Origin of the sequence: Nitrobacter vulgaris (assembly GCF_002028545.1) — a bacterium.
Taxonomy (GTDB): Bacteria; Pseudomonadota; Alphaproteobacteria; order Rhizobiales; family Xanthobacteraceae; genus Nitrobacter; species Nitrobacter vulgaris.
Genome location: NZ_MWPQ01000001.1, coordinates 81,205 through 99,663, shown reverse-complemented (window position 1 = coordinate 99,663; position 18,459 = coordinate 81,205). Strand labels below are relative to the sequence as shown.

Here is an 18,459-nt window from a genome sequence, read left to right as displayed (position 1 = left end):
CGCCGCATCGCCACCAGATATGATCGTCTCGCAATCAATTTCCTCGCAGCCGTCTGCATCGCTGCGCTGGTCAGTTACTGGTTATGAGTCCGGACCCTAGTAAGGATTCAAAACGATTCCGAGATGGTCACATGGACTCGGGACGTTCAAAAACAGTTTATCAGTAGGCGGGCTGACTTGCATTTCAACAAGCTGCTGCCTTTCAAAAAAACACACGTTTGTGCAGCCTTGGCGACGAAGCCTGCGAGGTGTTTCGTCGCGATGTCCAACAAAAAGAACATCGAGAAATACAAAAATCCGCGCCTAGACGATGACAATAAAGCCTGGATTTATTGGTTTCTGACTCGCTTGCTATTGGAACGCGTCACGGCGTTTTGCGCCCAACATGTCCCAGAAGCGCGGAAAGACCAAGACAAGCTTCGCATTATATTTTCCCGACGTGGTGACCTCACCTACAAGGATTTTACCGATTACCTTCGGAGGATGTTCTACGAGAGGGGCGCTCAGGTTTTAGGCTACAAGGAGCTTGTTTGGTCTGTCATCGATTTCGATGAAATTTATGCACACGATCATGGTGACAGAGCAGGCCTTCAACTGGCCGATGTAATCGCGGGTTCTTTTTTCCAAGCCGTTGAACTCAACCGAGGTGCTCAAGTCGAGTGCGATCCGTCCTATGCAAAGCTTCTAAAGCCACTCATGCATCATAATGGGAGACGCTGGTATCTCGGGTTTGGCGTAAAACCAATGCCGCTGCTTGGAGAAATGAACCTTACCGATCCGCAGAAGGAGCTTTTCACTTTCTACGGAGCTAATGCGAATAGTTGGAGGAAAAAGTGAGCAGGCCCCCGGCTCCTAATATGATCCTTTTGAAGGGATCATTGCCTCGCGCGATTGGAGACTCGGAGTGGTCCCGACGTTGCCTGCTCAGGTTAAACCTATAGCAGATTCATCGTTGTGAATCAATACGTTAGTAAACTATTGGTATGACTCGTTTATTCTAAGGCTTGATCCACGCCAAGCACAATCCGGCTGTTGTAGCGGAAATCAAACTTCGACACCGATCTCGCGAGGCCTACAGCGCCTCGCCTTTTAGAAGCCGTGGCATCTCGCCGGTCAGTCCCGCCGCCTGGCGGATGAACGCGTTCTTCAAAGGCGGCATTCGGTCGACCAGACCGAGGCCGATGTCGCGCACGCTGCGCAGCAGCGCCGATTCGTTCGAGAACAAAACATTGAGCGTGTTGGTGGCGAAGCCCATCGCCATGGTGTCGAAGCGCCGCCAGCGCTGATAGCGCTCGAGCACATCGGGCTGCCCCGGATCGATGCCGAGCCTGACAGCGTCGACTATGGTTTCCGCCAGCGCAGCGACATCCTTCAGTCCGAGGTTCAGGCCCTGACCCGCGATCGGGTGAATCACATGCGCCGCGTCGCCGACCAGCGCCAGCCGCTCGGCGATGAATGAGCGCGCGACGAAATAGTGAAGCGGGAATGCGCGCGGCTTGTCGAGCGCCTTGATCTCGCCGAGGTGCAGGCCGAAGCGCTGCTCCAGTTCGGCATGAAATTCTTCTTCGGCAAGCGCGACGATGCGCGCGGCATCCGCCCGCTTCTCGGTCCATACCAGCGACGAGCGTCGGCCTGTCAGCGGCAGGATCGCGAACGGCCCGGCGGGGAGAAAATGTTCTTCGGCGCGGCCCTGATGGTCGCGTTCGTGGCCGACGGTGACGACGATGCCGGACTGGTCGTACTCCCAGCCGTGGGTGGCGATTCCGGCGCGCTCGCGCAGCCTTGAACGCGCACCGTCTGCCGCCACCAGAAGGCTTGCGTCAATCGTCGAGCCGTCGGCCAGCGAGACCATGACTCCGCCCGGCCGCACGTCGTTTCCCGTCACCGCGGTCGCGCGCAACTCGACGCCCTCCGCTTCCGCACGAGACGCCAGCGCCTCGATCAGATAACGATTCTCGACCATGTGCGCGAACGGTTCGCCCGGCTCGACCTCGCCGGTAAACGTCAGAAATGTCGGACGGGTGGCGTCCTCGAGCTTGGAATCCGTGACCACCATATCGAGGATCGGCTGCGCGGTGCCGGCGACCTCGTTCCAGACCCCGAGCGTCTCGAACAGGCGGCGGCAGGCGGCAACGATCGCGGTAGCGCGCGGATCGCGGCTCGGCCGGTTTGCCAGCGCCGGATCGGCGACCACGATCGGAACTCCGGCGCCCAGCCCCTGGCGCAGCGCCAGCGCCAGCGCCAGTCCCGCGAATGCGCCGCCGCAGATGACAATGCTCTGTTGTGTCGTCATGGTACGCCTTGCTTCTGTGCTGCCGCAGTATAGCCGGTCGAAACGGGTTTCCAAACGTTGCTTCTTTAGCACCCGCTCGGCCCGTGTCGTCGTTCCAGGACGGCTAGAGGCCGCGAACCCCCGGGATTTACGGTATGACAACGCATGAGTTCATGGTGAAGGCGCCGCGATGTCCAAAAGTCTGATCGATCTGATCTCGATCCTCGATCTGGAGCCGATCGAGGAAAACCTGTTCCGCGGCAACAGCCCGAAGACGGGCTGGCAGCGGGTGTTCGGCGGGCAGGTGATCGCGCAGGCGATGGTGGCCGCGTGCCGCACCGTCGAAGGCCGCCTGCCGCATTCACTGCATTGTTATTTCATTCTGCCGGGCGACCCCGCGATCCCGATCATCTATCAGGTGGAGCGGTTGCGCGACGGCAAAAGCTACTCGACGCGGCGCGTCACCGCGATCCAGCACGGCCGCGCCATCTTCTCGCTCATGGTGTCGTTCCATGCGGAAGAGGAAGGCGCCTTCAATCATCAGGATCGGATGCCCGACGTGCCGCCGCCGGAGCAACTCTCGCCGGAGGAATTCGTCAAGCAGCCGATGTTCAAGGAGGTGCCCGAGTTCATCCGCCGTTACTATGAATCGGACAGGCCGATCGAACTGCGCCCGGTCGAACTCAACCGCTACTTCGGCGAGAAGATCGAGGACGGTCGTGTCCATGTCTGGATCCGCACCGCGTCGAGTCTGCCTGACGACCCGGCGCTGCACATGTGCGCGCTGGCCTATGCGTCGGATTTCGCCCTGCTGGATGCGGTGATGGCGCGCTACGGCCGCACGCTGTTCGATAAGCATATGATGGCGGCATCGCTCGATCATGCCATGTGGTTTCACCGCCCGTTCCGCGCTGACGAGTGGCTGCTCTATGCGCAGGATTCGCCGAATGCCCAGAACGGCCGTGGTCTCGCCCGCGGCCTGATCTTCAAGCAGGACGGCACGCTGGTCGCGTCCGTGGTGCAGGAAGGCTCGGTGCGCGAGCGGCGCTAGAGCGGGATGAGGAAAAGTGTGTGCGGTTTTCCGCCCCGCATCCCGCTTTTCAAGATGTGAGAATCGATCACGTGCATGATCTTGGATCGATTCGATCCGAAATCATCATTATCTAAGCCGCCCGCGGCGACAGTTCGATCTGCGAGATGTACCAGCGCGCGATCCAGCTGAGCACCCATGGGATCGGGATGATCAATATGCAGCCGATCGCAACCACCACCGTTCGCCACAACACCTCAAGGCCGCTGGCATTGAAGATAATCTCGCGCCGGGTGCCATCAATGTTGCGGAACATCCAGCGCGTCATCGCCGTGATGACCCATGCCCCGCCGATGATGGTGATGAGCGAGAGATGGAGCAGCACAGTCCAGCCGACGTAATGCATGGCGTCGCCCCGGAACGAAAGCTGAAGCGGCCGTCCGTTGGCGCTGATATTCGCCACGATCCATTTAATCGTCATCCACGACAGCCAGGCCTGCACCGGAATCAGGATGAACTCGATATAAGGTATACCGGTCACGCCGGAGTAGGTGCACAGCGCGCTCAACACGAATACCCACCAGATATCCATCGGCTGGCCGGTAAATCCGAGATCGGGCCGCTGCGGCACCCGTACCTGAGAGATGAACCATCGGTAGAAGCTCGTGGCCACCCAGGGTGCCGGAACGACCAGCAGGAAGCCGATGACGAAGATCAGGCTGCGCCCGAGCAACTCCCAGATGCTGAAATCCGCCGACAGCGAGTCGCCGGCACGGCCGTCACTGCCGGTCAGCGACTCGCCTCCATGCGCGGGCCCCGGCGGCATGCGCGCAGCGGCCATAGCACCGGACAGGAGGCCCGGAATATCGCCGGCTCTTTCCCAGGCGGACATGCCCTCGGTCCAGACGCGAGTGTCGGCGTTCACGGTGCCGCGGACGATGAAATCCCGCAGCCGGTCTTCGGAATACGGGCCTTGCTGGGTGTTTCCAGAGGCGAAAAACCACAGACGGTTCGGCATGAATTTCCCCAAGACGCATCGGCTCTTGCCGGTGGTCCCCTTTAGTCGCAACGACGCGAACCTGGTTCAGGCGAAAAACCGGCCCCGTCCGTGCCGAGGTCTCCACACTGTGACAAACCCTCGGCATGTTTTTCGTCCAGGCTGCAAGTTTTTTGTGCGAGTTGCACGGAAAGATGTCAGACTCAATCGTGCGGAGTCAGCTAACGTATTGTCCATTGAGCGGAAGCGTCATCATGAAATTCGTCGTCGCCGTTATTAAACCTTTCAAGCTCGACGAGGTCCGCCAAGCGCTGACCGCGATCGGGGTGCATGGCATGACCGTGACCGAGGTCAAAGGCTACGGCCGCCAGAAGGGCCATACCGAGATCTATCGCGGCGCCGAATATGTCGTAAACTTCTTGCCTAAGCTACGGATCGAGGTCGCAGTGTCGTCGGAGCTTGCGGACAAGGCGGTGGAGGTCATCACCGCGGCCGCGCGCACCGGCCAGATCGGCGACGGCAAGATCTTCGTGATTCCAATCGATCACGCCCTGCGCATTCGCACGGGCGAGACCGACAGCGACGCGCTGTGACGATGTGAACGTGTTCCCGGCGCGGCGAAGCAGCGCGAAGACCGCTGCACCACGTCGGTGACATAAGAGAATCCGAAAGTCGGGGAACAACAATGGGGGCACTTTTGCGTTGGGCAGCAGGCGCTGCGACGACAATCGTTGCAATCACGATTTTCGTAACGACAGGGACGCCGGCCTTTGCGGACAGCGCCACTTCAACTGTCAGCGCCGCCGATACCGCATGGATGATCGTCGCCACGGCCTTCGTGCTGATGATGACGATCCCGGGGCTGGCGCTGTTCTATTCGGGCATGGTGCGCAAAAAGAACGTGCTGGCGACGATGGCGCAAAGCCTCGCAGCGGTGGTGGTGATTTCGATTCTGTGGGTGGCGTTCGGTTACTCGCTGGCGTTCACAGGCGACGGGCCGTGGCTGGGATCGCCCGGCCGCATGTTTCTCGCCGGTATGAGCATGGACGCCGTCAATCCCGCGGCAAAGACCATCCCCGAAGCACTGTTCATGCTTTACCAGATGACCTTCGCGATCATCACCGTGGCGCTGGTGGCGGGCTCGGTGGCCGACCGGATGCGCTTCTCGGCCTATCTGCTGTTTTCGATCGGCTGGTTTATCTTTGTCTACATTCCGCTTGCGCATTGGGTGTGGGGCGGCGGCTTCCTCGGCGCTGCCGGCGTGCAGGATTTCGCGGGCGGGCTGGTGGTGCATCTCAGCGCCGGCGTAGGGGGGCTGGTCGCGGCGAAAGTCCTCGGTAGCCGTCACGGCTATGGTTCGGACAATTTGTCGCCCTACGATTTGTCCCTCGCTGTGATGGGCACGGGGCTTTTGTGGGTCGGCTGGTTCGGATTCAACGGCGGCTCCGCGCTGGCTGCGAATTCGCGCGCGGTGATGGCGATTATCGCCACGCATCTCGCCGCCTGCGCCGGCGCGCTGACATGGGCAGCCATCGAGTGGGCGACGCGGCGCAAGCCCTCCGTACTCGGCATGATCTCGGGCGCGGTTGCGGGTCTCGGCACGATCACGCCGGCCTCCGGCTTTGTCACGCCCCTGCAAGGCATCATCATCGGAATCGTTGCCGGACTGATCTGCTATTGGGCCTGCACCAGCCTCAAGCATCGCTTCCGCTATGACGATTCGCTCGACGTATTCGGCGTCCACGGCATTGGCGGACTGACCGGGACCCTGCTGCTCGGGGTGTTCGCGACCTCGTCGATCGGCGGCGTGCCTGGCCTGCTCGAAGGCAATCCGCGCCAGTTGCTGCTGCAGCTCTATGGCGTGGCCGTCACCCTGCTCTGGTCAGGTGCGGTGACTTACGGCCTCCTCAAGCTGGTCGGCGCTTTCGTGGCGCTACGGGTCTCCCGCGAGAACGAGCTGGAAGGTCTCGACATTTCCCAGCACGGCGAGGCGCTGCAATAGCCGCATGACGACTTCGATATGACGGCGTTTTCCTTGGCCCGGTTCTGGTTTCAGAAGCGGGGGCTTTTCTGATCGGTACCGGTGTTTCGAACCTCTCGAACGCACTCCTGATGCCTTCCCCTTGAGCAAAATATCCTGAAAGCCGGACGCTGCCTTTCTTTTGGGCAGGTGTGGTCAGGCTTTGAGCGGAGTGTTCCGTCCGATGTCGCACCGCGTGGCAGCCGAGCCAAAAAGCCTTGAATTCATAGGTCGTTAAGCAATTGGGCCGGTTTGGCACAGCATTTGATTCCCTGGTTGCGGCTGCGCCTGCGCCGCGACCCTTCCCGGCGCGGAGTCTCAGCCGAGACCGCCCGGCATGTTGCAGCCGGGCCCAGGCGGGGGCCGGACACATGAAAAAATCGTTATGGCGATCATCAAGCCCTTCAAGCTCGAAGAGGTCCGCGATGCCCTGACCGCGATCGGCGTGCACGGTCTGACAGTGACGGAAGTCAAGGGATACGGCCGCCAGAAAGGCCGTTCGGAAATCTATGCGGCGCCGAATACACCGTGAGCTTTCTGCCGAAGATCAAGGCCGAGGCCGCGGTCAATTCCGGCCTGGTCGATGCGGTCGTCGAAACCATCGACTCGGTGGCGTGAACCGGCAGGATCGGCGACGGCAAGATCTTCGTCATCAACCTCGAGCATGCGGTTCGCATCCGCACCGGCGATCTCGATGCCGCCGCGATCTGATTTCGCGCTCATCCTTCCTCAATCAGGAGTAAAGCACATGACGTTCGAACGCCCGGCCCGCGCGGGACTGGCCATCGCGGCGATACTCGCCGCAGCCGGCCTTGCGGGATTTGCCGACGTCGCGCTTGCCCAGAGCGCCGCAGCGGTCGCCCCTGCCGCGCCACCGCCGCCCAAACTGGATTCGGGCGACACCGCGTGGATGCTGACCTCCACCGCGCTCGTGCTGATGATGACGATCCCCGGCCTCGCACTGTTCTACGGCGGCATGGTGCGCAAGAAGAATGTGCTCGCCACGGTGATGCAGAGTTTCGCCATCACCTGCCTCGCCACCGTGCTCTGGATGGTGATCGGCTATAGCTGGGCCTTCACCGAGGGTACGAACTTTCTCGGCAGCGCCTCGCGCATGCTGCTGATGGGCATGGGTACGGACTCCATCGCCGCCGCCGCGCCGACGATCCCGGAATCGGTGTTCATGTGCTTCCAGATGACGTTCGCGATCATCACGCCAGCGCTGATCTGCGGCGCGATCGCGGATCGGATGAAGTTCTCGGCGATGATGTGGTTCATGGGCCTGTGGTCGCTGTTGGTCTATGCGCCAGTCGCGCACTGGGTCTGGGGCGGCGGATTCCTCGGAGGTCTCGGCGTGCTGGACTTCGCCGGCGGCACCGTGGTCCATATCAACGCCGGCGTCGCGGGCCTCGTCTGCGCGCTGGTGCTCGGCAAGCGCAAGGGTTACGGCAGCGAGAACATGGCGCCGCATAACCTGGTGCTGACCATGATCGGCGCGTCGCTCTTGTGGGTCGGCTGGTTCGGTTTCAACGCCGGTTCGGCGGTGACGGCGGGCGGGCAGGCCGGCATGGCGATGGCGGTGACCCAGATCGCAACCGCCGCCGCGGCGCTGGCCTGGATGGTCGTCGAGTGGGGCTTGCGCGGCAAGCCGAGCGCGCTCGGCATCTGCTCCGGCGCGGTCGGCGGTCTCGTCGCCATCACCCCGGCCTCCGGCTTCGTCGATCCGTGTGGCGCGCTGGTCATCGGCGCCGTCGCCGGCATCGGCTGCTACTGGGGCGCCACCGGCCTCAAGCACATGATGGGCTATGACGACAGCCTCGACGCCTTCGGCGTCCACGGCGTCGGCGGCATCATCGGCGCGCTGCTCACCGGCGTGTTCGCCCGCACCGCCATCAACAAGGCCGGCACGGGCCTGATCGACGGCAACACCCATCAGGTGATCGTCCAGATCTACGGCATCCTCGCCACGGTCGTGTACGACGCCATCGTCACCCTGATCATCCTGCTTGCCATCAAGGCGGTGATCGGTCTGCGGGTCAGCGGCGAGAACGAACGTGAAGGTCTCGACATCAGCCAGCACGGCGAGGTGGTGCAATGACGCGAGAGCACGGCTGCGGCGCTCCGAGTGGCGTCGCCGCCGTCAGGACGATGCCTCTTCCGATGAGAAATGAAGAGCCAGGGCGGCGTGCATCATCCTCGCTCGATTTACCCTCACTCGATCTTCCTAGCCTCTTCCGGCAGCATGATCGGAATGCCGTCGCGGATCGGATAGGCTAGTCTCGCCGAGCGCGAAATCAGTTCCTGCCGTTTGCCGTCGAATTCCAGCGGTCCCTTGGTGACCGGACAGACCAGAATCTCCAGAAGCTTTGGATCGACGGTATCTTCGGGACGATCGGAGGGGGGCGGCGTCATACGGGTCTCTTCGAAGGATCAAGTCGGGCGGGTGGGTTCATATGGGTTGTGGTTGAATCTGACATTCGCTTGCCGAGTTTGCCGCACGTCGGTGGCGAATGTCCAATCCACTCCACCAGTTGAGACGTTTCGTTAGCTACTGCAATCCGGGGTCGCCGCTGGTGCGTTTTTTTGCGAGGTCCATTTCGGTCACCGCGATCAAGATTTCCGCGCGCGTTTTAAGGTCAGTTGCCTCCAGCATCGCCTGCTTCTCCAACGGGCCATAGGGCGACATCATTGCTAGCGCGTTGACCAGTGCCTCGTTCGGGGCGTTCTCGATGTCGCTCCAGTCTACCTTCAAGTCGTTGACCTTGAGAAAATCGTTCAGCACCTCGAGCAGTCGTTTGCGGTCGACGGCGTCCTCGCCTTTGCGTGCGGTCAGATCATCGGCGTAAGCAAAGAAATCGACCTTGCACTGGCGATAGGGCGTCAACACCGTCGGCTCTTCCACGACCTTGAAACGCGAGACGCCGGTGAGCTCCAGGATATAACGGCCGTCGCCGGATTCGGCGAACTGCGTGATGCGCCCGACGCAGCCGACATGGAACAGCTCCGGCTTGTCCTCGCTCGCAGAATGGGCGATGTCGGGCTGGATCATGCCGATCAGACGATGGCCGTCCCGGAGCGCGTCGTCGACCATTGCGAGATAGCGCATTTCGAAGATGTTGAGCGGCATTTGGCCGCGCGGCAGCAGCAGTGCGCCGGGCAGCGGGAACACTGGTATCACTTCGGGAAGGTCACCGGGTCCGCGGTATTCGGCATTGATGGGCATGAACGAGTCCGGTGCTAGCGCGTATTCCGCAAAAGTGGATACCGGTTTTGCGATGAGAATACGCGCAAGTTATTAAGTGAGAGCATTTTCTAACGTCTAACCGGATTCCACTTAGCCGGAAAATGTTCTCACGGGCAAAGCTTGTAGCGGTCCTGCCCTGTCTTACATTCGCAGGCCGTTCGCTGAACGGACGCAAATGTGAGACCGGACCGCTTAAGAAAACAGGATCGTCGACAGGCGTTTGCGGCCCTCGACGGTGGCTTCGTCCGCGGCGCCCCACGCTTCGAAGAATTGCACGAGCTGCCTGCGGGCGGCATCATCGTTCCATTTGCGGTCGCGCCTGATGATTTCCAGCAGGTGATCGGTGGCCTCGCTGCGTTGGCCACCAGCGTTCAGTGCGGTAGCCAGGTCGAATCGCGCCTGATGATCGAGCGGGTTGGCCGCAACCTTCTGCTCGAGTTCGACGACCGGACCGAGTGAACTCGCCTGTTCGGCGAGGTCGATCATGGCCTGCACGGTTGTCACGGCGGCGTCGCCGCGCTTCGACTCCGGCACCAGCGCGAGTGTTTGCTTGGCTTTGTCGATCGCGCCGGTGGTCGCATAGCAACGCGCAAGTCCGGCGATCGCCGGAAGATTGGCGGCGTCGATACCGAGAACCTCGGCATAGACCTCGGCCGCCGTGGTCGGGTCGCCTGCGGCGAGCGCGGCTTCCGCCTCTTGCAAGATTTCCTCGATATTCGGAGTGCCGGGCGCCGCCCCCGCGCCTTGCGTCAGCTTGTCGATGAAGCTCTTGATCTGGGTCTCGGGCACAACGCCCATGAAGAAGTCCACCGGTCGCCCACCGGTAAAAGCGAACACCGCCGGAATCGACTGATTACCGGTTTGTGCCGCAAGCTGCTGAAAAATGGCAGGATGCTGGTCGATATTCATCTTCGCCAGCTTGACCTTGCCGGCGGCGGCGTGCACCGCCTTTTCCAGGATCGGGGTCAATTGGCGGCATGGTCCACACCACGGCGCCCAGAAATCGACCAGCACCGGCTGGCGCATCGATTCCTCGATGACATCCTTCATGAAGGTCTGGGTCGTCGTCTCGTTGATCAGATCCGACGCCTGCGGTGGCGGCTCGCTGCCGTGCTCGACTATGGTCACGTGATCCTCGCCTGATGTCCCCGGAAGGAGCGGTCTGCGCCGCCCCAAAGTTCACATATCCGTGCTAGCACGATCCGAACCCATAAATTGGTCCCTGCGCGGAAATATTGCAATTGGCGGGCGGGGCATCGTTCCCTCCTGGTTCTCCGATGGCTCCGGTATCGCGGCTGCCGTCCAGTGGAGGGGACTTTGGGAGAGACGACCTCATATCTGGCTGTTGCATTCGCACGCCGCATTTGGCATAGCTCTGCCCTTCGGCGGCCGTCGATCGGCTGCCTGTTTTCGGATGCGGGTGTAGCTCAGGGGTAGAGCACGACCTTGCCAAGGTCGGGGTCGAGGGTTCGAATCCCTTCGCCCGCTCCAATTTTCCCGTGTCCGCGTTCCAGTTGGCCCTCGGCAACAGGCTAACGGAACATGCCAGACCATAGGCGACAATCCCGTGCGGAACGGATTTGTCGCTGGTCCAGATGGTTCTTTGGTTCCAGCTCGAAGTGTTCGAGATCGCAGCGCACCATGCTGACGACCTGCGGGGGCGACTTTGATGCCGTTCTGACCGTCGAGGCTGGAACTAGACTCACGCGACTCAAGCATACCGAGGCCGCAGCAGGCGGTTATGAATGTTGCACTTCTTCAGGAAACGGTCGCTGCCATCGCGGTGCAACAAAGGCGGATAACCTTCGCCGGCTGCTTCGTCGCCGATACCAGGGGAAGCGTTAGCCGTTGAAAAAACTAAGAAAAGCGGAAAGTCCGGGCGGCTGCCGAAGCTCTCTGACACCAAAGAGCTGCGGGTATGTCTTCGCGATCCAGGCCGATTAACCTCGTTTTAACCGATTCCATTCATCATCAAGTTACCAAGCTTCGCCCGCGAGTCGTGAGCTTTGGTAGTCTTGGATCTAACTCCTGGGGAGGATCAATGTTTTTCTTCAAAAAATGGTCGATCGCGAAAGAAAATGCCGCGAAAGCCGCAGCGATCAGCAAGTCTCAAGCCGTCATCGAGCTCGGAATTGATGGAACGGTCATCACGGCGAACGAGAAGTTTCTCAGCATACTCGGTTACACGCTGGCGGAGGTTCGCGGAAAGCACCACGGCATGTTCGTGGAGACCGACGAACGGTCCGGCGCCGCATACCGCGACTTCTGGGCCAGGTTGAATAAGGGCGAGACCCAATCGGCCGAGTACAAACGCATCGACAATCACGGCCGGGAAGTCTGGGTTCAGGCGTCCTATATTCCGGTGCTGGATTCGAGGGGGAATCCGACAAAAGTTATCGCGCTCGCGTCCGATATCACCGCGAAAAGAATCAAGAATCTGGAAAACGCGGGTCAGGTTTCCGCCATCGAACGCGCGCAGGGAGTGGTCGAATTCAAATTGGACGGCACGATCATTACCGCGAACAGAAACTTCCTTAACGCGATGGGCTTCGCCCTTAGCGAAGTGCAGGGGAAGCATGATGGCATGTTCGTGGAGCTGTCGGAGCGGTCAGGTGCGGCCTATCGCGAACTCTGGGCCAAGCTCAATCGCGGCGAGACTCAATCGGCCGAATACAGGCGGTTTGGTAAAGGCGGGAGAGAAGTCTGGATTCTCGCGACTTACAATCCGATCGTGGACGAGACCGGAAAGCCGTTCAAGGTTGTCGCGTTCACGACTGACGTCACCAAACAGAAATTGAAGGCGGCTGAGCTGGAGGGCCAGGTCGCGGCCATCGGAAAGTCGCAGGCCGTCGCCGAATTCGGAATGGATGGAAAGATCCTGACCGCGAACGATAACTTCCTGAAAGCGTTCGGCTACTCTCTCCTCAACGAGGTCCAGGGCAATCACCATCACATGTTCGTGGAGGCCGGCGAACGATCCAGCGCCGCCTATCGCGAATTCTGGGCCAAGCTCAATCGCGGCGAGTCACAGTCAGCCGAGTATCAGCGTATCGGCAAGAACGGCAAGATCGTCTGGTTGCAGGCTTCTTATAATCCGGTCCTGGATTCGAGGGGCAAACCCACGAAGGTTATTGAAGTCGCGACCGATATCACCGCCAGGAAACTCGAGGCGCTGGAAAACGCGGATCAGCTTGCCGCCATCGAACGCGCCCAGGCAATGGCCGCATTCAAACCGGACGGTACGATTATCGCCGCCAACGACAAGTTCCTGAAGGCGATGGGTTACACCCTCGGCGACGTTCGTGGCAAGAATGACGGCATCTTCGTGGAGGCTTCGGAGCGTGCAGGTTCTGCCTATCGCGAATTCTGGGCCAAGCTCAATCGCGGCGAGGCTCAATCGGCCGAGTACAAGCGCATCGGGAAGGACGGCAAGGAAGTCTGGATCCGGGCCTCGTACATTCCGGTCCTCGACGCCAAGGGCAAGGCGATCAAGGTCATCCAATACGCCACGGTGATCGAATCTGACCGTGGCGAAGAGATGGTACAGGAGGCGCTTGTGTCGTTGGCTGATCAGGCTGAAGCGTCGAGCTTGAGCATGGAGCGGCTGGAGACCCGTCGCAAGAGCGAGAGCGTCGGTCCGTCGCCCCTCGCCCAGTTCCTGACAAGCCTTCGCGCGGGATTTAGCTCCGCGATGGCATCCTCGACGAAAGCGGTCGCCAATTTCTTGTGACGATTGGTTGATCAGGAGAACGATGGGGTTGATGGTCGATGCTTTGGCGATGACCTCGAACCCATCGTGAATGTCACAGGGATGAGTTAGCCGTTGCCAACCTTCCTCCCTCAGTTGGCAAGGCTAACTGGCCGCGATTGAGTTGACGCTAAGAGAAGCGACGCCCGCTGCGGGCGTCGTTGGCTTTCGAGAGAAGGCGGATCAACGTCGGGCGACATCGTTCCGGGAGTTGGCATGGGCCGGAAAATCGTTCTGCTCTCTGATGGCACCGGAAATTCCGCGGCGAAGGTCTGGCGCACCAACGTCTGGCGCACATTCGAAGGGCTTGATCTTTCCGGATCGGATCAGGTGGCGTTCTACGATGACGGCGTCGGCACGTCGTCGTTCAAGCCGCTCGCCGTGCTCGGCGGCGCGTTCGGCTTCGGGCTGAAACGCAACGTTATCGATATCTACAAGTTCGCCTGCCGCAACTGGCTTGACGAAAGTGACCAGATATTCGGCTTTGGCTTTAGCCGGGGCGCCTTCACCATTCGCGTGGTGATGGGGCTGATCCTTAATCAAGGACTGATTGCCGCCGCCACCGAGGAAGAACTGGATCGCAAGGCGCGCGCAGCCTATCGCGCCTATCGCCGCGAACGCTATCATACGGTCTGGCGCATCGAGCATCTGTTCAGGGCTTTGCGCGATCTGGTTTGGCGCGACGATTACGACAAGGCAGACAATCGCGTGATCCAGCGCATCCGCTTCGTTGGCGTGTGGGATACTGTCACCGCCTACGGGTTGCCGATCGACGAGATGACGCGAGGCGTCAGCCGCTTCATCTGGCCGCTGCAATTGCCCGACCACAAGCTCGATCTGACGCGGGTGATGCGGGCCTGCCAGGCGCTGTCGATCGACGAGGAGCGAACCACTTTCCATCCCGAATTGTGGGATGAGAGCGGAGCACAGTCTGCCCGGCTTCGCGGGGACGGTGAGCGCTATCTTGCCGACGAACAGGTGAGTCAGGTCTGGTTTCCTGGCGTTCATTCCAACGTCGGCGGCGGCTATCCGGACGATTCACTGGCTTATATTTCACTGGTCTGGATGCTGCGGGAAGCGCAGGCCTGCGGTTTGCGCTTCAAGTCGGATCAGGGGGCACCGCCAGCCGATCCCGACACCTTCAAGCATGCCGTCGCAATGTGCGACAAGGATGGCCGGCTCTATGATCCGCGCAAGGGTGTCGGCGGATACTATCGTTACGGGCCGCGCAAGATCGAGCTTCTCTCCAGCTACGCCTACACCAAACGGGACGTGGTGTCGGTGGCGAGACCGAAGATTCACGAGAGCGCTTTGTGCCGAATCGCAAGCCGCGCCCACGCCTATGCGCCGGTGGGGCTTCCCGCGGTCTACGATATCGCGACTTATGATGGGCGAATCGTCACGCCCGATGCGTTCGGGCTTGAAACCTCGGATCAGGCGGCGAAACGCGCCGAAGCGCAAGAGCATGTCTGGAACCAGGTGTGGAAGCGCCGCATCGTCTATTTCCTTACTGTCGGCGTTTCGCTTTGGCTCGCGCTCTACCCGCTGTTGCGCAAGCTGCCTGCCAAGGACGAGTATCTCAGCCCGGTCCGCTGGATCTCGGACATCATCCGCCTGGTCGGCGGCTTCCTGCCCGGATTCGCGCAGACCTGGATCGACGGCTACGCTCGCAGCCCGGTGCAGTTTTCACTCCTGCTCATCACCGTGATTGTGCTGATCGCCTGGAGCGCATGGCTCGCGGCCGGCATCTCTGATACGATGGGCGCGATCTGGCGGCGCGCCCCGTGCGCGCCCACCAAGGGACCGACAAACTGGATTTATCGGCTGCGTACCAGCCGCATCTACGTCGCTTTTCACGACTGGCTGAAGCGGCGCGGCGCGCCGGCCTTCTTTGCGCTGCTGTTCGTCTATCTCGGGGTCACGCTGACCAGCCACCTGCTTTACAACGCGCAGGATATCGCGGGCTTCACCTGCCGCGAAAACTCCCAAGCGAAAGCGCTAACTCGCGGCGAGGAAGCCAGCGTGACCTTCGCCACATCCGGCCTGTGCAACAACACCGGGATTTTCGTCCAAGGCAATGGCGCGCGCTATGTGGTCAAGGTGGAGACCACCGAGCCGTTCCGGGACGGCGGCATTCGGTCCCCGCTCGGCGGATTCTACTCGACCGATGCGCCGAACTGGCATCAGCAGCTGGCGCTGGTGCTCGGCGTTCCCTTGCGTCGCGAGCTAACGCGGCCGTGGTTCCGCCTGGTGTTGCGCTACGGCGCGGTTGGCGGCGAGGAGGTGTTTCTCGATCCCGATCCGGAAGACGGCACCATCGAGGCCGTGATCCGGCCGACGCGCAGCGGCGAGTTGCTTGTGTTCGTCAACGATGCGGTGCTGGGCATCCCCGGATTCTACGACGCATTCTATCGCAACAATGAAGGCTCCGCCAAACTCACAGTTAAGCGCAGATAGAGTGGCCTTCCGGATGCTCGAGCCGGATAGCCCGCCGAGGAACGTTTCGAGATGAGGATGCTCGCCGCAGGCCGGGCATGATCGGCCATCCGCTGATTCAGAAGAACTCCGCCACCGCCGCCAAAATGCGCGCGATGTCCTGTGGACGCGACAGCCGGTGGTCGCCGTCCTGAATCATGGTCAGCACCACGTCATCGCTCGGCAACCGTTCGGTCAGCGTTAAGGCGTGACGCCACGGCACGTCGAGATCCTGCGCGCCCTGCAGGATGCGCACCGGGCAGCCGGTCGAGATGCTGCGGTCAAGCAGCAGATGGCTGCGGCCCTCCTCGATCAGTTCGCGCGTGATCGGATAGGGATCGCCGTAATCGGACGGCCGCAGCCAGACACCATCAGTTTCGATGGCATGTCTGGCCTCCGGCGAAAAGGTCTTCCACATCAACTCCTCGGTAAAATCCGGCGCCGGTGCGATCAGCACGAGGCCGGTGAGCGTGGCGCGGGAGGATGCCCGTCGCGCGATCTCGCGCGCGAGCAGAAGCGCCATCCAGCCACCCATCGATGAGCCGATCACCACCTGCGGCCCCTCGCAAAAAGCGTCGAACACCGCGAGGCTTTCCTCGAGCCAGCGTCCTATGGTGCCATCGGTGAACTCGCCGCCGCTAGTCCCGTGACCGGAGTAGTCGAAGCGCACGCAGGCCAAATCGCGTTCGGCCGCCCACGAATCGAGCGCCAGCGCCTTGGTGCCCGCCATGTCGGATTTGAAGCCGCCGAGCCAGAACAGGCCCGGGGAGTCCCCGCGCCGTGCCTGCACGGCGATCCGGCGCATGGCGTCGCCGCCGCCGACCTCGATAAATTGCGCTGCCGTCTCGCTCGTCATGGCGTCCGTCCGTTTGCGTGTTTCCGGCAGTGCCGTTCCCCCATTTGAATGCCTGCTCGATGCGGAACAAGTAGCGGATCGAAATTGATCGGCGTGACCAAAATACCTCGCGTTCGATGGTTTTGCCCCGCGTTAAATTCCCCCGCTTGCCCGCAGCCGCTTATTCCTTCAAAGTAGGCGCTTCTTTCACAACATTGGAGAGCCACCCATTCGCCGTCCCAGTAGAGCGCCAATGCCCGTCGCGAAAGACGGACCGCGCACCAACGATGAAATCCGCAATGCCCAGGTTCAATTGATCGATCAGGACGGCACCAACCAAGGTACCGTGGAAACGATCGCCGCCATCAAGATGGCCATGGATGCCGGTATGGATCTGGTCGAGATTGCCCCGAACAGCAGTCCTCCCGTCTGCAAGATCATGGATTACGGGAAATACAAGTTTCAGGCCCAGAAGAAAGCCGCCGAAGCCCGCAAGAAGCAGAAGGTCGTCGAGATCAAGGAGATCAAGCTCCGTCCGATGATCGACGATCACGACTACGACGTGAAAATGAAGGCGATGCAGCGGTTCTTCGAAGAGGGCGACAAGGTCAAGATCACCCTGCGCTATCGCGGCCGCGAGATGGCTCACCAGGAGATCGGCACCAAACTGCTCGACAAGGTGAAGGCCGACGTCGCCGCCTACGCCAAGGTCGAGCAGGACGCCAGGTTCGAGGGCCGCCAGGTCGTCATGGTGCTGGCACCGCGCTGAGGCTGCGTTCATCTCTTTAAGAGTTCGACCGAAATTGGCTCGCGAGACATCTGGCGGGCCAGTTTCGACGAGCCTCTGCAAGACCTAACCCGCAAGCGGAGAGGGAGCGCGCCGTGTCTGTTCCAAGCGACTTGCCTTCAGCTATTTTTTAAGTGGGCACATCTCCCCGGGCAGCCCCTTCCGGCTGGGAATAGCGATCGTTCTTTCCCTAAATCGTTGCCAATCCGGCCATCCTCTGCCATAAGCCCGATCTTCGCCGCCCGGCTGATTCAAGGGCTGCCGTGGCGACGACCATGCCGGCGATGTCATTTCAGATATAGTCGAGCATTTTCAACGCTCTAGCGAGCATTTCGCCGCGAAAAGCGCCCCTTGGGGCGCATTTTTTCGTGGCAACAGGAGAGCCAAATGCCCAAGTTGAAGACCAAATCGGGCGCTAAAAAGCGATTCAAGGTGACCGGGACCGGCAAGGTGGTGTCCGCCCACGCCGGTAAGCGACATGGCATGATCAAGCGGACCAAGAAGCAGATTCGTCAGCTTCGCGGCACCCGCATCCTGTTCAAGACCGACGGCGACAACATCAAGAAGTACTTCTTGCCGAACGCCTGACGGCCGACCTGTTGCAATCCCGCCGCGCCAAGCGGCGTCAAATTCACCAGTCACTTTGAAGGAGATCGGTCATGGCTCGCGTCAAGCGCGGTGTGACGGCTCATGCCAAGCACAAGAAAGTCTACAAGATCACCAAGGGTTTTTCCGGCCGCCGGAAGAATACCATTCGCGCCGCGAAGGCCGCCGCCGACAAGGCCGGCCAGTACGCCTTCCGCGACCGCAAGCGCAAGAAGCGCACCTTCCGCGCCCTGTGGATCCAGCGCCTCAACGCCGCCGTCCGGCCATTCGGCATGACCTACAGCCGCTTCATCGACGGCCTGTCGAAGTCGGGCATCACGGTCGACCGCAAGGTGCTGTCGGATCTCGCCATCAACGAGCCCGCCGCGTTCCAGGCGATCGCCGAGAAGGCCAAGGCCGCGCTCGCGGCCTGAGGCTTCGCGACGGTCGGCCGTCGGGAGCGACG

General features: G+C 61.0%; 16 protein-coding genes, 1 tRNA gene and 2 pseudogenes. 13 read left to right on the top strand and 6 right to left on the bottom strand.

The features are described from left to right. Both B2M20_RS18835 and B2M20_RS00440 read left to right on the top strand, forming a co-directional pair. Nucleotides 1–87: pseudogene (locus tag B2M20_RS18835) on the top strand (IS5/IS1182 family transposase); the annotation flags it as partial. A gap of 90 nt (nt 88–177) precedes the next feature. Further along, nucleotides 178–837 carry a DUF3800 domain-containing protein gene (locus B2M20_RS00440; protein ID WP_158081475.1) on the top strand — a complete coding sequence of 220 codons (660 nt, stop codon included), beginning with the start codon at nt 178–180 and terminating at the stop codon, nt 835–837. A 235-nt stretch (nt 838–1,072) separates the two neighbouring features. On the opposite strand, the gene B2M20_RS00435 is transcribed toward B2M20_RS00440, so the two are convergent. Continuing rightward, nucleotides 1,073–2,293: a ubiquinone biosynthesis hydroxylase gene (locus B2M20_RS00435; RefSeq protein ID WP_079445133.1), complete on the bottom strand. Its 1,221-nt coding sequence runs from the start codon at nt 2,291–2,293 to the stop codon at nt 1,073–1,075. A 169-nt stretch (nt 2,294–2,462) separates the two neighbouring features. On the opposite strand from B2M20_RS00435, the gene tesB reads away from it, so the two are divergent. Then, nucleotides 2,463–3,323, top strand: a complete 861-nt coding sequence (tesB, locus tag B2M20_RS00430) for an acyl-CoA thioesterase II (protein ID WP_079445132.1) — start codon at nt 2,463–2,465, stop codon at nt 3,321–3,323. A gap of 112 nt (nt 3,324–3,435) precedes the next feature. On the opposite strand, the gene B2M20_RS00425 is transcribed toward tesB, so the two are convergent. Beyond that, on the bottom strand, nt 3,436–4,320 hold the full coding sequence (locus B2M20_RS00425) for a DUF4339 domain-containing protein (protein WP_079445131.1): 885 nt from the start codon (nt 4,318–4,320) through the stop codon (nt 3,436–3,438). A 233-nt stretch (nt 4,321–4,553) separates the two neighbouring features. Here B2M20_RS00425 and B2M20_RS00420 point away from each other — a divergent pair, with 233 nt between their 5' ends. From B2M20_RS00420 to B2M20_RS00405, 4 genes and pseudogenes are all read left to right on the top strand, one after another. Beyond that, nucleotides 4,554–4,892, top strand: a complete 339-nt coding sequence (locus B2M20_RS00420; RefSeq protein WP_079445130.1) for a P-II family nitrogen regulator — start codon at nt 4,554–4,556, stop codon at nt 4,890–4,892. A 92-nt stretch (nt 4,893–4,984) separates the two neighbouring features. Then, nucleotides 4,985–6,301, top strand: a complete 1,317-nt coding sequence (locus B2M20_RS00415) for an ammonium transporter (RefSeq protein ID WP_079445129.1) — start codon at nt 4,985–4,987, stop codon at nt 6,299–6,301. Between the two features lie 355 nt (nt 6,302–6,656). Further along, nucleotides 6,657–7,030, top strand: a pseudogene (locus B2M20_RS00410) (P-II family nitrogen regulator). Between the two features lie 37 nt (nt 7,031–7,067). Next, nucleotides 7,068–8,417, top strand: a complete 1,350-nt coding sequence (locus tag B2M20_RS00405) for an ammonium transporter (RefSeq protein WP_079445128.1) — start codon at nt 7,068–7,070, stop codon at nt 8,415–8,417. Between the two features lie 113 nt (nt 8,418–8,530). Here B2M20_RS00405 and B2M20_RS00400 read toward each other — a convergent pair whose 3' ends face one another. From B2M20_RS00400 to B2M20_RS00390, 3 genes are all read right to left on the bottom strand, one after another. Next, on the bottom strand, nt 8,531–8,731 hold the full coding sequence (locus B2M20_RS00400) for a Trm112 family protein (protein WP_079445127.1): 201 nt from the start codon (nt 8,729–8,731) through the stop codon (nt 8,531–8,533). Nucleotides 8,732–8,867: 136 nt separating this feature from the next. Next, nucleotides 8,868–9,542 (bottom strand): LON peptidase substrate-binding domain-containing protein, encoded by a 675-nt coding sequence (locus tag B2M20_RS00395; protein WP_079445126.1) that lies wholly within the window; start codon nt 9,540–9,542, stop codon nt 8,868–8,870. 213 nt (nt 9,543–9,755) lie between these two features. Then, nucleotides 9,756–10,691 (bottom strand): thioredoxin family protein, encoded by a 936-nt coding sequence (locus tag B2M20_RS00390; RefSeq protein WP_079445125.1) that lies wholly within the window; start codon nt 10,689–10,691, stop codon nt 9,756–9,758. Between the two features lie 288 nt (nt 10,692–10,979). On the opposite strand from B2M20_RS00390, the gene B2M20_RS00385 reads away from it, so the two are divergent. From B2M20_RS00385 to B2M20_RS00375, 3 genes are all read left to right on the top strand, one after another. After that, nucleotides 10,980–11,054, top strand: a tRNA-Gly gene (locus B2M20_RS00385). A gap of 550 nt (nt 11,055–11,604) precedes the next feature. Next, nucleotides 11,605–13,293: a PAS domain-containing protein gene (locus B2M20_RS00380; RefSeq protein WP_079445124.1), complete on the top strand. Its 1,689-nt coding sequence runs from the start codon at nt 11,605–11,607 to the stop codon at nt 13,291–13,293. Between the two features lie 234 nt (nt 13,294–13,527). Further along, nucleotides 13,528–15,768, top strand: coding sequence for a DUF2235 domain-containing protein (locus B2M20_RS00375; protein WP_079445123.1), 2,241 nt, complete (start codon nt 13,528–13,530; stop codon nt 15,766–15,768). 97 nt (nt 15,769–15,865) lie between these two features. Here the strand turns inward: B2M20_RS00375 and B2M20_RS00370 are convergent, their stop codons facing one another. Next, nucleotides 15,866–16,642, bottom strand: a complete 777-nt coding sequence (locus B2M20_RS00370) for an alpha/beta hydrolase (protein WP_079445122.1) — start codon at nt 16,640–16,642, stop codon at nt 15,866–15,868. Between the two features lie 208 nt (nt 16,643–16,850). On the opposite strand from B2M20_RS00370, the gene infC reads away from it, so the two are divergent. The 3 genes from infC to rplT all read left to right on the top strand — a co-directional run bounded on the left by infC (nt 16,851) and on the right by rplT (nt 18,427). Beyond that, entirely contained in the window at nt 16,851–17,390 is a 540-nt protein-coding gene (infC, locus tag B2M20_RS00365; protein WP_079445121.1) for a translation initiation factor IF-3, read from the top strand. 405 nt (nt 17,391–17,795) lie between these two features. Then, nucleotides 17,796–17,996 carry a 50S ribosomal protein L35 gene (rpmI, locus tag B2M20_RS00360; protein WP_011508684.1) on the top strand — a complete coding sequence of 67 codons (201 nt, stop codon included), beginning with the start codon at nt 17,796–17,798 and terminating at the stop codon, nt 17,994–17,996. A 71-nt stretch (nt 17,997–18,067) separates the two neighbouring features. After that, complete coding sequence (rplT, locus tag B2M20_RS00355) at nt 18,068–18,427, top strand: 50S ribosomal protein L20 (protein WP_079445120.1); 360 nt, start codon at nt 18,068–18,070, stop codon at nt 18,425–18,427. The last annotated feature ends 32 nt before the right edge of the window (nt 18,428–18,459 follow it).